Origin of the sequence: Streptantibioticus parmotrematis (assembly GCF_019890615.1) — a bacterium.
GTDB classification, from domain to species: Bacteria; Actinomycetota; Actinomycetes; order Streptomycetales; family Streptomycetaceae; genus Streptantibioticus_D; species Streptantibioticus_D parmotrematis.
Genome location: NZ_JAINVZ010000013.1, coordinates 71,458 through 86,177, shown reverse-complemented (window position 1 = coordinate 86,177; position 14,720 = coordinate 71,458). Strand labels below are relative to the sequence as shown.

Below are 14,720 nucleotides of genomic sequence, written 5' to 3'. Positions count from 1 at the left end.
TCCGGGCAGGCGGCTCGCTAGGTGCCGATCCGGCGCCTCCGCGTTTAAAGATCTCTGCGGGACCATACGCATGCCGGACGATCCGGATGCCCAGCCCGGCGTCGCGCATACCGCACCCATGGCGTGCCCACAACATGCCACCACGGGCCCCACCGGATGGAGTCGGCTGAACCGACCCTCTCCGTCGTCCGTATGAAGAAATGGAGGCTGCTTCGGGAGCCGCCCACGTATAGGGGATCCGCGTGCCCGGCCCCCAGGGGATGAGGGCGGGATGGCGGTCACGGAGACCCGCAGTGAGACCTCGCCACGACGGTGCCACCACAGGGATACAGAAGGTAACGCGAGATGATGACGAGAGCGGGCCCAGGCTGATGACCTGGGCCGCCCCGGGCTCCCGCGTCGAGGGCGGCGAATTCCCCGAGCTCGGCACCGTGTCATCCGCTCGCCTGCATAATCGGGAGGACGTGCCAACGCTGGACCTATCGGCGGCTGGCATGCCGACAGAAGCGGGGCCCAGGAACGCCACGCCCCCGGCTCGCCGCAGGGACACAGTGGTGCGTCACTGCGAGGCAGTGGCTTGCTGCACAGCCCGACGAGGACGTTAGTCGCTCTCACGGACCAACTGGTCGTCGCCGCCACACTCAGTGTGGGCGGTGCGACGAGCCCGTACACCGCACTCGGCTGGCTGTCCGAACACAGCCATGGCGGATTGGTGCGCGCCGCGATCACTGTCGTCTCTCACGTCCACGCAGTATCGGGGACCCCGGATCAGAGGTCCCCGGCCGCCAAGGTGGTCGAGGGCGATCACCAGCAGGCTCAGGAGACGACATGAACTGGGAGCACACCCGCTATTGGTCACGTCCTGCGGCCATGTCACGGATCTCCTTGCGGGACGTGGCGCTGAGCTTGGCGAGGATGTGCGATACGTGGGTCTCCACCGTGCGCCGGGAGAGCAGCAGGCGCTCGGCGATGTCAGGGTTGGAGCGACCTTCCGCGACCAGGCTGGCCACCCGTGACTCCGTGGCCGTCAGGGAGTCCCAACCGGTCTTCGGCCTCCGCCTTCCAGACGCTCGCACGCCCAGGAACCGCAGCCGCTCCGTGGCACGCCGGGAGTCCCAAGTCGCCCCCAAGTCGTGGTAGACGGCGAGGGCCTCCCCGAGGGTGCCGCAGGCGGTCTGCCTGTCGCCGCTCTGCGCCTGGAGCACGGCGGCGTCCTCCAGCGCCGCGCCGAGATCGGGTACTCGGCCGGCCGACCGGTGCAGGTCGGCGGCCGCCAGAACGGCGGCCGGATCCGCGTTCGCCAGCCCGCGGCACCACTCCGCCGCGGCCCGCTTACCCGGGAGTGGTTCGTGCTCGGCGTCCCTGGCGGCGGCCGCGGCCGCCGCCCACGCGGTCCCGGTATCGCCTGCGGCGAGCGCGAGCCGGACGAGATCCGGTAGCCAGTCACTGCGCGTTTCCATGTTGCGCTCGTACTCACGGCTCAGCAGGACCGCCAAAATCCTCATCCCGTCGTGGGGTCTGCCTGCACGAGAGGCGGCCAGGCTGCGGGCGACCAGCAGGTTTCCGCCGGAACTCGGCCAGCCGGGCGGCACCTCCACGCCGTCGAGCTGCGCGAGCCGATGGCTGGCCTCCCGCCACTGGCTACGCCGCATCTCTATGAGCGCGGCGACCCCGTGCTGTATCAGCCGCAGGCCCGGCGGCAGTTGCTCCACCTGACCCAGTTCGGCGAGCGCGTCATCCCAGCGCCCGGCCGTGTAGCACCGCGAGGCGTTTTGCACCAGCAAGGCTGACAGTCGCGGCGCGCCGACGCGCTCGGCCAGCCCCAGTGCCAGCGCCATGGTCTCCGCTGCCTCCCTGTACCGGCCCAGGTCGTCGAGGGTGGACGTCCGGTTGCCGAGCAGGCCGAGACGCAAATCGATCAACGCGGGCTCGGTACCGATGGCCGCCAGCGCACGGTCGATCCCGGCCAGGGACGCCGTTCGGTCGCCCGCCCGGCTGCTGAGCACCGAGGCCGCGTGCAGCGCGTATCCCATGGTGGTCGGGTCGCCGAGCTCCTCCCCCAGGGCCAGGACCCGCGTCGCTTCACCGGCGGCCTCCGGCCCGCCGGTGAAGCACAGTGCCAGCGCACGCAGTGCGCTGTGCCGAGCGCGCCACATCGCATCGAGTCGTGGATCGCGGATCGCAGCGTCAACCTCGATCAGCACCTGCGTATATCGGCCGCCCCGCAGCGCCGTGATACCCAGCAACCAGCGCGCCTGGCCGATCCGATGAGGATCCGAGGTACGAGCCAGGATGCCGCGGCACAACTCCTCCACCCGCGAGAAACGGTTCAGCAGAAAACACACGCCGACCAGCTGACTCTCCAGCAGAGCGTGCCGAGGGTCGTCGGCGCTGGTGTGGGGCAGTGCGTGCTCCAGCAGTTCCACCGCGACTGCGGGCACCCGGTCGGCCAACCGGGAGACGTTCCGCGTCAGCCAGTCCAGTTCCCAGCCGTCGGCGGTGGCGAGCGCTGGAAGGATCACTCGCGCGACGGTTTCCACCGCCGCGCCGGCGGTGATGAGCGCCTGCGCGGCACGTCGGCGCAGCTCATCCCGCTCGGTGACTGACAGATCGGCCGACAGCGCCTCCCGCAGGAGTCCGTGCCGGAACCGCAACGCTGGACCGACCGGCTCGAGCACTCCCGCGTCCAGTGCCTCTTCAACCGAACCCAGCACCGTTCCCGGCGTGCTTCCCTCCAACGAGACCAGTTCCGCGACGGTGAACCGGGGCCCCAACAGCGCCGCGAGACGCAGTGTCGCACGGGTCTCGGACGTCAGGAAGTCCACCCGACTCGAGACCAGGACTGCGAGAGGTCCGTCAACCACAGAGCCGGCGGGAGCGCCCTGTTCATCGACGAGTTCGGTTGTGCCCTCGCGACGGGATATCTGCCCTTCCCGCACCAGGGCGGCCAGCAGTTCTTTGATGTAGAAAGGGTTTCCGGCGGCGGACTCCAGCCTGCCTATCAGTCGCGGTCCGGGCGGTGAACCGGTCTCCTCCGCCACCATCCGGGCCGTCTCCTGGGGTCCCAATGGCCCGAGGCGTAGCTGTACGCCACGCTGGCCGCGTACCTCGCGGCGCAGTTGCTCCAGCGCGGAGCGCCGGGACTCCGGGCGGGCTGTGCCGACCAGGAGAAGCGGTAGCTGGGCGGTGGCACGACACAGGCGGCGCCACAGCAGCAGGCTGTCGTCGTCGGCCGACTCCAGGTCCTCGATCCCCAGGACCAGTGGACGCTCCACGCACATCCTGTCCACCAGGGTCAAAAAGCGCTCCACCCTGGCGGCCACTGGGTCACCGAGTCCAGCAGGCTCCGGCGGGGCGGCATCACGGTAGGCCTCGTCGAAGCCCAGCACCCGACTCACCCGCGACAGCTGGAACTGGCGGTTCTCCTCGTCACAGGTAGCGCTTCGCACCTCACATCCACGCTCCGCAGCTCGGCTCAGCACGCTAGACAGCAAAGTCGACTTGCCGATCCCGGGCTCTCCCTCGATCAAAAGCGAACGCCCTTGATCACTCTGAAGGTCGCCCAACAACCCCTCGATCACGCCAAGTTCGACCAAGCGTCCGATCAACACGCTCACCTGTTTCTCCGGGTAGGGGTGACGATAACCGGAAGCCATCACGAACGGGAACCAGGTCCGTACGTCGAAGCAGAGAACAAGCGGCTACCACCCGGGGCTTAACAGTGCGCGAACCTTGCGTAAGCGCTTTCGTTGAGGGCTTTCTCCTTCGAATCGTTGGCTGCGTATCTACGTGAGTCTCACGGATGTCTCCACGAGCCCACGAGCCCACGATGGTCGCGAACCCCGGGCAAACGGCACGAAGGGAACGGACGATGACCGGCACAACGGCGGAAGCGGACCCGATCACCTCTACCGGCACCCAGCACGCCGACGAGAAGATGCGCACCCTGTACGACATGCACGCCGGCTCACTCCTGCGCACCCTCATGGGCTGGACCGAAGGCGACCGCCAAACCGCCGAAGACCTCGTGCAGGAAACCATGCTCCGCGCCTGGCGCAACCTCCACACCCTCCACGACGACCCGCGCACCGTCCGCCCCTGGCTCCTGACCGTCGCCCGCCGCCTGGCCATAGACGCGCTGCGCGCCCGCTCCGCTCGTCCCACCGAAGTCGAAGACGAACCCCTCACCCGCATCCCCACCACCACCCAACCCCTCGAACAAATCCTCGACCGCCACATCCTGCGCGACGCCCTCACACACCTCTCCCCCACCCACCGCACCGTCCTCATCGAGATCTACGTCCTCAACCAGCCCGTCCGCCAAACCGCCCAACGCCTCGGCATACCCGAAGGCACCGTCAAATCCCGCACCTACCACGCCCTCAGAGCCCTACGCGACACACTCCACAACCAACACACCCACCACCTCACCACCACCCACCGCGTCGCATAACACCAACCCCCTAATTGCACTCACACTCACACCGCGATGACTGCTGCCGGCCTGGAAGGCCGTGACGCCACGAGACCCCGGGGAAGTCGCGAAGTGGCGTCCTGCTGGCCGATCCCTGTGTGTCGGCAAGGCGCTGTGGCGCGATCTTTACGGACGGCCGCTGCGAGACATCCGTCGGGACGTCGGCTCGTGCTCTCCATCAACTCACGTCGATTGCGAGGTACAGAGATGGCCGCGATTGAGGTAAGGCGGCTGACGTCTGGCGATCCCGAGCGCGTGTACGAACTGATCGCGGACATAACCCGCATGAACGAGTGGAGCCCTGAGTCGGCCGGCGGGGTATGGCTCAGCGGCATTCCTGGTGCGGTCGGCTCGACGTTCCGTGGAGACAACCGCCGCGGCATCATCAAATGGAGCACGCTCTGCGTTGTCACCGCCGCCGAACACGGGAGGCGCTTCGCCTTTGCCGTCACGGCACGAGGACGTCGCGTAGCGACGTGGGAGTTCGAGCTCAGACCGGCGGGAGGAGGATGCGAGATCATCGAGCGAACGGTCGACCAGCGCGGTCCGCTGTACAAGTTGAGCTCAGTACTCACCACAGGCTTGAGGCGACGCTCCAATCGTAACCGGGAGACGATGGTTCGGACGCTCGAACGACTGGCGCAGGAGGCTGAAGTCTGACAGCCACGACCGCTACCACGTGGCAACCGCCCCGCCTTCTCCGGGCAGCGGGGGCGATGCTCATGCCCGGCGGGACGTCAGCCCGGCCGGCGCTCGGCGCGGTTGAGGTGGCGCTGCCAGGGGGCAAGCGCACAGTACATGGTCCTCGATTCTCGACGCGCAAGCCGAATATCCTAGCCTGGGCCGAAACTGGCGCGGTAGCAATGGCGTTGAGACCGCTACACGCCTCCCTCGGGTGGGCGGCGGAGTCGGAGTCGTTGTTGGGGGTCGGTTTTCGCGGGTGGATCTGCGGTGCCGGATGCGTGGGTATGTGCGGGGTCTGCTGTCGCCGGTGGCTCGAAAGGACAACTGGGAGTCGGCTGAATGCGCGGGGCACCGTGACCGACTGGACGCCCCGTTCATAGCGCCCACCGGGTAGACGCTGCCACAAGGACGAGGCCGAACCGCGCATCGCTCCAGGCGAGCCACCCGAACGCCCGGACAGGGTAGGGGTTCCGCTCCGCCCCAGCAGTGGGGGTGCGATACATGGGAACTGGTCAAGACTGCCGTCCGTGATTCCGGCACTCACGCTGTGCCACCGCGTCCGGCTCGGCCGTGAATCGGGCTCCATGGGACCCATTCACCAAGCCAACATGTCGCGTCGCCAGCCTTGCTGACGACATGGCGGGCGATGCCGACCTGGGCAGCACCGAGCGCGTCGGCCGTGCGCGCTCACTGGCGCCACCGTGCAAGCGCCTGGTGCTGATCCGGCATACGTAGACCCATTTCCCGGATGCCTTCCATGGCAAGCGACGTACCCTCGCGCGGGCCCGGCCACCCGGGCGGCCATCGGTCAAGCGGGGGCTATCCCCATCATCGATTCGCCGGGGGCCGGAGGGTGCCCGCACGCATCACTTCGTAGCGTGGATGACGGACGGAAATGTGAACCGTCCGGCGGAAGCGAAGGAAGGTCTTTTGACGTGCGAATCAAACAAGGACGCCTTGTACTGACCGCGACGGTGGCAAGCGTCGCTCTTACTTGCGTGGGGACTGGTCCTGCACGCGCGCAGGCTTCCACGACGGGACGGCACGCGCTGCAGGACCAGACAACCGCGATCGCCAAGACCGGCGTGATCGGCGTACTCGCAGAGTCGACGGGCGAAGGCGGGAGCCAGTACGCCACGGCCGGAACAGCGACCATGGACGCCCAACCGAACAGCAAGCCGGATCATGACCACCCTTCCTTGCCTATGACCTGCGAAAAGAGGATGTGATACAGCTTTCTCACACTTCTCGCGCGGTGTCGCGGACTTCCTGTCCGAGGGGGCGACCGGGGCGGGCAGGGTGGATGTCGGCGGTAAGGGCGCGGGGCTGTTACGGACGGGTGCCACGTCACCACGCTCGTCGGCCCGTTCCGCCCCCCGGTCGGCCCCCGAGAGCTGGCACGATCAGTACCAGCTGTGATCGTGCCAATGACTGTGCTTGCCCATGGACTTGGCTCCGTGCGACACAGGTGTGCCGGGCTCGCCCTGCGCCGCCGACAGATGCGTGGCGACCTCCGAAGCGCATTCGTCGGCAGGTGGGATCTCCAGCTTCCAACCGGGCTTCAACTGCTGGGTCATTGAGGTCAACCCGGACCCGTCGGCCTGCCGCTTGTCCTTGTTGAGTTCGAAGATCTCCCTCTCACGGACGGGGCTGGCGCCCACCTCCGCCGCGGTGATGGACGCGAGTGTGTCGCCCGGTCGCACCGTGTATTCCCGCCAGCTGTTTCGGGTGTCCTGCGGGCGGCTGGACTGCGAGGTAGGGGATGCTGAGATCTTCGTGGTCCGCCTCGTGGCTCCGGCCTTCGTCGGAGTTCCTGCGGGCTTCGCCGACTCATCCGTCTTCGGCGATGACGAGGACGTCCCGGTGTGCACAACAGCAGGCTTCGACGACGACACTGCGGCCGCTTTGCCGACATTCCGCGCCGTCGGCTGGGCGGCAGCGCTGGGAGCTGCGGCCTTCGGCTCGTGAATCTCACTGGTCCGCTCGCTCTTCACCACCGGCAGGGGGGCCACGTGCGCGGGGGGTGACGCGGCCTCCTGCTTAGGCGTCACGGGCTTGCCCTTAGTCGCGGACGACGTCACGGGTGTGCCCTTCGTACCGGGTGACAGAGCACTCTGCTGCGACGCCTCACCATTCGTCGGCAACTCGAGTACCCACCCGGGCTCGATGTTCGAGGGGGAGGTGAGCTTCTGGCCGTCCGCCTGCGCCTTGCCGCGGTTCAGATCGTAGATCTCCTGGTATCGCGAGCCGTCGTGGAGTTGACTTTCGGCGATGCTCTCAAGGGTGTCCCCCGGTCGTACCCGGTACAGCCGCGTCGCCAGCCCCGAGTCCGTGGTGGAAGGCGTCACTTCGGTGTCCTGCGGCTGGGACGCGGAGGCGTCCTTCGCGCTCTGCGAATTCCCGGACTGACCAGTGGCCACGGTCTCGGTCACGTGTGCGACCTGCGGAATGGCTGTAGGCCTTGTCTCTTGCGATGTCGAAGTCGCCTCGGCCGGGTGGTCGCTCTTCGGTTCCGTCGTGGGCCGCGGCTTGGACGCGACCCACGACGGGGGTGAGGCCTGGGGAGCGGCGGCGTTCTGGCTCGCAGGAGCGGCCTCCTCGCGGGGGGCCGTCTGGATCGCGGGGGCAGCTTGAGAAGCCGAGGCAGCTTGAGAAGCAGGCGCAGCTTGAGAGGCGGGGGCAGCCTGCGGCGCGAGGGCAGCCTGCGCGGGGCTGCTGACCGGAGCGGTTTCGGTCTGGGACCCGGTAGCCGACTGGGCCAGGACCCTGGTCGGGCCCCGCGAGGTCTCGGGGACACCGGACCGGAAGATGACTGCTTTGGACAGTGGCATCGTCTCGGCCGCCGGCGCGGAGGCGAGCGGTGCGGTCTTCGCCTCGGCCGCGGCCGGCTTGTTCGGCACGGTCCGAGGAGCCGTCTTGTGATGGGAATCGTGGTGCGGAGTGTCCGAGGGCTGTGTATCACCCGCGAACGCGTGAGAGGTGCCCGCCACACCCATCGCTACCGTACCGGTAGCGAGGATTCCTGCCGAAGCGAGGCGGAAGCGGCGATTGCGTGGTTCACGGGATGACCCCATGGCGGTCCCTTTCATGGCATGTCGTGCAATTCGCGGCGCTAGCCGGTCGTCCAGTCTTCCGCTAGGTATACGAATGCAGTCGTCGCGTGGTTCAGTTCACGGTCGATGCCCGTACAAGAGCGAACCGCCCGCGGCCGTCTTGAACGGCTCTCCTCACTTCACCCGTGAGGGATCGCGCGTCTGCGTCTCATCTCTTCTCACCTGTTCCCCGAACGCGTGTGACAGGTCGAGCAGGTCCGCCACGCGCCGCTGGCGGCAGGTCTCGAACTCCCGCAGTCCCGGATCCGCGAACCAGACGTCCGCGCGGAAGGGGCGGAACGCGGCTCCTGCCCAGTGCTCGTTCACCACGTCCTCGCGCGGATCGACACACGCGGCGCAGGGCTGTCCCAGTGGCTCGGCGCGCAACCCGCCTGACGCGGACATTCCGGAAATGCTGAGCACAGCGCAGCACCCGGAGGCCAGGACACCCAATGCCTCGGCCAGCAGAATGGAGCGGAGGCCGAACCCACGCCAACACTCGTCCAAAGCCACATGATCGACGACGAGCAGGTCTCCTACCGGCCAGCTGAGGGCCTGCTGGAACGGGTCGGTGAACTCACCGGACTTCTCATCGAGAATCGCATCTGCCACGGATCCGAGCACCTGAGGGGCCCGTGCTACGCGCCACATGTCGTGCCGGCCGGAGTCACGCACCCTGCAAAAGCGCAGGTGCCCGACATCACTGCGGTCGGCAGCGGTACAGGCCGCCTCGGCGGCCCGGGAATCGTGGACGAGACCAACTCGCACATGCCACCATTCCAGCGGGTCGTACGTTTCGTTCCAGTCCGTCTGTTCGTGACAGTAGTCGAGCCGGAGCAGCCTCGGATCCGCCGGCAACTCACTCGCGGAGCGACCGATCGGCTCGCCTGACCCGAGCGGCTCGCTGCCATCAGAAGTCAACGTGTGCTCCTCACTGGTGTTTCGCGGTGTCGTGGCCCCGACGGCATGCGCCCCGGATGCTTAGAGATACGACCGATGGGATTTCGAGGTTCAGTCGCACCAAACGCACCACGTCGATCTGCCTCCCGGCGACCAGAGCACGCGGCAGAAGTCCAGGGCCGTGTAGCACGCACCTCGGCCGTGCGGACCCGCCGTACACGGGTGCCGCTCCGAGATCCGTCACACGGGCGGCGCCCCGAACCCGCCCAGGGGCCCAGGGCCCTGGCGAGGCCCACTCAATCCGTGAGGGCCACCTGAACGAGCGTGGCGGGCTCCTGACGGGTGACCAGGACACCTCGGCCGGGAGGCCGCTGCACGGCTCTCTGGTCTCCCAGGACCACGCCCTCCCGGTGGTCACCCGAGAGGACCAGACCGCTGGTTCCGAGCTCTTTGATCCTGCTCATCAGCTGCTCGCCGATCGAAGCGCGGGACATCCCGGCCACACGCCTCGCCACGATCAGGTGCAACCCGATGTCGCGGGCCTGCGGCAGGAAGTCGACCAGCGGCGACAGCGGGGAAGTCCGCCCCGAGCCCACGACCAGGTCGTAGTCGTCGACCACCACATAGAACTCGGGGCCGCTCCACCAGTCACGCCTGCGCAACTGTTCCAACGTCACCTCCGGCGGCGGCAGTCGCTCGGTGAGCTTGGCCACGACCTGTTCGACATAGGCATGCGCGGCGTTCGCGTCGCCCGCGTAGGCGCCGACAAATTCCTGCGGAACCACATCCATGAGGGCACGCCGGTAGTCGACCATGATGAAGCGGGCCTGCCAGGCGGTCCTCCTCGCGGCAAGACCCTTGATCCAGGTACGCAGGAAGCTCGACTTGCCCGATCCGGAGTCACCGTAGACCAAGAAGTGCGGGTCAGCGTCGCTCAGTTCCACGCGCACCGGAGCCAGATCTCGCTCCGCGATGCCGATCGGCACACCAGGCGAGGAGTCGTCCTGCGGCAGTTCGAGGTCCGCCACGGACAGGCGTTCCGGGAGCATCCGGATGGGCGGCGCCACCGGCCCGGTCCAGGCCGCCGCGAGCTTGCCCAGCACCTCCTCCTGCGCCTCCGACAGTCCGTCGGCGGTGTCTTGCCCATCCAGGCGCGGCAGCGCCACATGGTATTGGATACCTGGAGGAGCCAGGCCGCGCCCGGACACGGCGAGTCCGAACTGCCGGGCGGCCCGGCGATTGATTTCCGAGTCCCCGGGGTCGTTAAGTCGCAACTCCAGGCGAGCGGAGATGGTGTCTCGCAGTGCCAAGCGCAAATCTGCCCACCGGTTGGTTGCAAGGACGAGGTGGACCGCCACGCCGAGGCCACGGTTGGCGATGTCGAGCACGGCCGCGTCGACGTCCTCCAACTCGCCTCTGACCGCACCCCAGTTGTCGATCACCAGAAAAACGTCGGCAGTTCGCAGGTACGTTGGCAGCTGCCGGTTGGCGCGCATGCGTCGGAACTCAGCCGCAGAGTCGATGCCCAGCCTCCTGAAGACGGCTTCCCGATCAGCGATGAGTTGGTGGATCTCCGCCAGCGCCCTACGGGCCTGCGCCAGGTCGTGGCGGCCCGCGATGCCGCCCACGTGTGGCGCCCGTTCGAAGGGCTGCAACGATCCGCCGCCGAAGTCGAGGCAGTAGAACTGCGCTTCGGCCGGGGTATGGGTCAGCATGCCCGACAACAGGAGGGTGCGCAAAAAGGTGCTCTTGCCCGACTGGGGCGCGCCCACGATGGCGAGGTGGCCGGCCTGCGCGAAGTCGGGAACGAGGGGTTGCTGGAGCTGCTGCGCCGGCAGATCGATGACACCAACGGGGAAGCGCAACGTTCCCTTGTGGGGCCACCACTCGGCCGACATGCCGCGGTCGGGATTGACTCCGATCGGTCCGGTGAGGTCGTCCAGTGTGAGCGCCGACGGCAGTGGAGGCAGCCACACCTGGTGCGCCAGCTGCCCCGCCGTTCCCAGCCGCTGCACGATGAGCTGCATCTCCGTGGGGCCCTGGAGCATGGGCTTCGGCCGCTCCCGCTCCCGCTCATCAGGGTCTGGTGGAAGTCGCAGGTCGAACCGTACGGGATCGGTGGGCGAGGGCCCGGCGGCGAGCTCACGCTGCTCGTCGGTCTGGTGGACGCCGGAGACGTGGGCGACGCGGAAGCGTTCCAGGACAGAGTCCGTGACTTTCAGGTACGCGGAACCCGGGATGGGCGGAAGCCGGTAGGCGTCCGGGGTACCGATCACGACGCGCGACTCGGCCGCAGAGAAGGTGCGCAGGCAGATCCGGTACGACAGGTTGGAGTCGAGTCCTCTCAGCCGCCCCTCCTCGAGCCGTTGGGTGGCCAACAGCAGGTGCATGCCGAGACTCCGGCCCACTCGGCCGATCTGGACGAAGAGTTCGATGAAGTCCGGCCGGGTGGACAATAGTTCACCGAACTCGTCCACGATGATCAGCAAGTACGGCAACGGCTCCAATGGACGACCGTCCGAGCCCTTAGCCCCTGCTGCTCGACGCAGTTGGTAGTCGCGGACATTGTCGATGTTGCCGGCGTCCCGCAGTATTTTCTGTCGCCGTTGCTGCTCGCCGACCAGGGCGTCCCGCACTCTGTCGACCAGTGCGACCTCATCCACGAGATTGGTGATCAGACCCGCGACGTGAGGCAGTTCGGTGACGCCCGCAAACGTCGCACCGCCCTTGAAATCCACCAGTACCAGGCTCAGCAATTCGGGCGAGTGCGTCATCGTCAGACCGGTTACCAGGGTCCGCAGCAGTTCACTCTTGCCGGACCCGGTGGCTCCCACGATGAGGCCGTGCGGTCCCATGCCCCCTTGTGCGGATTCCTTGAGGTCGAGGACCAGGGGTTGCCCGTTGGCGTCGAAGCCGACCGGCATACGCAGAACGTTCTCGTCCTCTTCCGAGACCCAGAGCTGTTCCGCCTCGAAGGCTGCCAGGTCGCCGACGCCGAGCATGCTCGGCAGAGACATGGTCTGGGCGAGAATCTCCTCGCCCTCGACCGAAAGTCGCAGCGGAGCCAGCGCCCGAGAAACGGCATCGCACAGAGGGAGACCGGCAGCCGCGGCGGCTATGTCCGCGACCTCGGTCCGCTGCTCGGTGCGGCGGGCCTCGACGGTGACGACGCCCTGGTCGTCCAGTCGCAGCCGGATGTCGGCCCGCGTGGGCTCGTCGCGTTCGTGCTCCACCAGGCAGATCACGGTAATGGCGCTCTGTGGGCCGGCGACCGCCAAGAGTTCCGTGGCGATCGGCGAGCGGGCCCACGCGGCATGCGGCACATACCGGTCGAGCACGACGACCAGCCGTCGGCGGGGGTCGGCGGCCCCACGCTCCCCCAAGACATGCCGCGGCTGGTTATGGGTGCCTTGCTCGATCGCCCAGGCGATGTGGTCGACGACGCCGTCGAAATCCTCGGCGACGAGCGGGACGACGTCCGTCTCGCCCCTGGTGTCCGGCTCATGGGTGTGCGGCAGCCATTTTGCCCAGTGCCAGTCCTCCCCGCCAGTGGCGATCACGATGCCCACGTCGTCAGGTGCATGGAGCACCGCGGCCTGGCACACCATCGCTCTCACCATGGCCCGCGCCTCTGCCCGAGGGCCCAGCACGCTGACCACACCGGCCTTCGCCAGGTCTACCAAAGCGGGTTGCCTCTCCACGGAGGCCATCGAGTCGATGAGCCGGTCAGCCGCTGCCTTGGCCCGGGGATCGTATTCCACCGTCGGATCGTTTCGCGCGGCCAGCCGGATCGGAGTGGACAGCGGTGCGGAGCCGAGGCCGATGCTCACGGTGAGGAAGTCAGGGTCACTGTTGCGACGCTCCCACACTCGCCGCCGCTGGGTGGCGATCGCCCACAATCGGTACGGGGTAGGGAACTGCCAGGCCGCCACGATGCGTTGGGTGGCAGCCACCTGCCGGGCCGCGTTCCGGACTTCCACCAAATGGTCCAGGTAGCGGTCTCGAGCGCGGATTTTCTGTTTTCGAACCTGCCCGCGCATTTGCATGCGGACACCGACGGTGACGCCGATGGAGAGCACCACGAAGCCGATGCCCAGCAGCACCAGCATCTTCTTGCCCCCGGACATCAGGTAGGCCGCCATGCTGATGCTGGACAGTAGGGGCATGAGCAGCATCAGCCAGTTGGAGTTGCCCTCCTTGCCGACCGGCTGCGGCGGAGCCGCGAGGACGACAGGCTCCGTAGGTAGTTGCGGGGGGACGACCCTGGCGGGCCGGTGGAAGATGATCCGGGACATGGCGTCTCTTCGTCTGTCGCGCCGGAGTTTGCAGGCAGGTTGACTGAGGGCCTCACGACCCTGATCGGGGACGACGGCGGGGCGGCTCCTCCGGCTGGCGGCCGCGACGGGGATCCGGCCGCGGGAGGCGGGGCGTCACCTGAGGGGCGTTCGAGCCGTTGCGGAGCCGGTCCAGCAGGGAGCCGATCCCCTCGGTCATGGTGGATATCCGTTCCGTACTCTGGGCGGACACCGACTGCCGCGCATTGTCGATGGCCGCGAGGATGTACTCGGCCAGCGTCCGTGGATCGGTCGAGTTCATGGCCGACTCGTCGATGCGCAGATCGACGACCCGGCCATCCCCGGAGACCGTCGCGGAGATTGCACCGTCCGCCGCGTGGCCGTTCGCCTCGACCGACATCAGATCCTGCCGCAGATCTGCCAGACCACCGCTGATCCGCCTCGTCCCGCGGATCAGCTCGCCGAAGTCCATTCCACTACCAAGATTTTCCGACGCCTCCGGCATGGCACCACCTGTTCGGTCATCCGGCGCCGGTACGTGAGCCTCCGACGCTCCTCTCTACTCGACCGTAGGTTCGTGGTCCGGGTCGGTACAGTTCCCTGTTCGGTTGCCATCGCCGTCCCCGATCATGGGCGGTGGAGGACGGCACCCGCCGACGGGACTTCTACGCATCGACGTCTTCCCGCCAGCATTGGCGAGCGACCCGAGGAGCAGATCAGTCGCGGCCCACACCAACGACTGAAGCTCCTCCATGGCCTCCCGCGTCAGCGGCACAACCCTTCCCGAGCTCGCCGCAGCCAGTTCGCGACCGTGTCGACGGCGCTCTGGAGACGGTCCCGGAAGGACGACAGCTCACGCTCCCCCAAGGCCACCCCGGCGAGCGCCCCGGACGGCTGACTATAAACGTCCGAGGGTACCAGCGGGATGGTTCCACCGCCGACTCTGGCGATCCTCAGGGAGAGGATGGGGTCATGATCCGTCGCATGGCCTCGCGCGACTCCCAAGAGATCGGGCGGTCCAGCTCCATGATAGGGCCGAATTCACTCGGACCGCGCTTGAGAACCCTACGGTAGAAGTCGAGTAGTTCTCTGATGTAGCCGTCCAGCACGACCCTGATGTTCGGGAAGTTTTTATCAAAATAGCTTCTACTGCAAGACCGAAGAGTGCCGAGAATACGATGGAACGAGTTGCGCGAGGCGAATGGAAGCAGGTTATTTTTCAAGGCGAAGAGCGGAGTTACAGCGATGTGCTGGGAGACCAACCAGAAGTAAGTG

7 protein-coding genes are annotated in these 14,720 nt (G+C 67.4%); 2 read left to right on the top strand and 5 right to left on the bottom strand.

Annotated features, from left to right (window positions below; genetic code table 11):
• Window positions 1-848: 848 nt before the first annotated feature.
• Window positions 849-3,617, bottom strand: a complete 2,769-nt coding sequence (locus K7472_RS19275) for an ATP-binding protein (protein ID WP_222979738.1) — start codon at window positions 3,615-3,617, stop codon at window positions 849-851.
• Window positions 3,618-3,871: 254 nt separating this feature from the next.
• On the opposite strand from K7472_RS19275, the gene K7472_RS19270 reads away from it, so the two are divergent.
• Window positions 3,872-4,453 carry a sigma-70 family RNA polymerase sigma factor gene (locus K7472_RS19270; RefSeq protein WP_222979737.1) on the top strand — a complete coding sequence of 194 codons (582 nt, stop codon included), beginning with the start codon at window positions 3,872-3,874 and terminating at the stop codon, window positions 4,451-4,453.
• A gap of 228 nt (window positions 4,454-4,681) precedes the next feature.
• Entirely contained in the window at window positions 4,682-5,134 is a 453-nt protein-coding gene (locus K7472_RS19265) for an SRPBCC family protein (RefSeq protein WP_222979736.1), read from the top strand.
• A gap of 1,427 nt (window positions 5,135-6,561) precedes the next feature.
• Here the strand turns inward: K7472_RS19265 and K7472_RS19260 are convergent.
• From K7472_RS19260 to K7472_RS19245, 4 genes are all read right to left on the bottom strand, one after another.
• Window positions 6,562-7,590: a LysM peptidoglycan-binding domain-containing protein gene (locus tag K7472_RS19260; protein WP_222979735.1), complete on the bottom strand. Its 1,029-nt coding sequence runs from the start codon at window positions 7,588-7,590 to the stop codon at window positions 6,562-6,564.
• A 795-nt stretch (window positions 7,591-8,385) separates the two neighbouring features.
• Entirely contained in the window at window positions 8,386-9,171 is a 786-nt protein-coding gene (locus tag K7472_RS19255) for a hypothetical protein (protein ID WP_222979733.1), read from the bottom strand.
• Between the two features lie 275 nt (window positions 9,172-9,446).
• Window positions 9,447-13,445 carry a type VII secretion protein EccCa gene (gene eccCa / locus K7472_RS19250; protein WP_222979732.1) on the bottom strand — a complete coding sequence of 1,333 codons (3,999 nt, stop codon included), beginning with the start codon at window positions 13,443-13,445 and terminating at the stop codon, window positions 9,447-9,449.
• 52 nt (window positions 13,446-13,497) lie between these two features.
• Window positions 13,498-13,917: a YbaB/EbfC family nucleoid-associated protein gene (locus K7472_RS19245; RefSeq protein ID WP_222979731.1), complete on the bottom strand. Its 420-nt coding sequence runs from the start codon at window positions 13,915-13,917 to the stop codon at window positions 13,498-13,500.
• Window positions 13,918-14,720 lie beyond the last annotated feature (803 nt).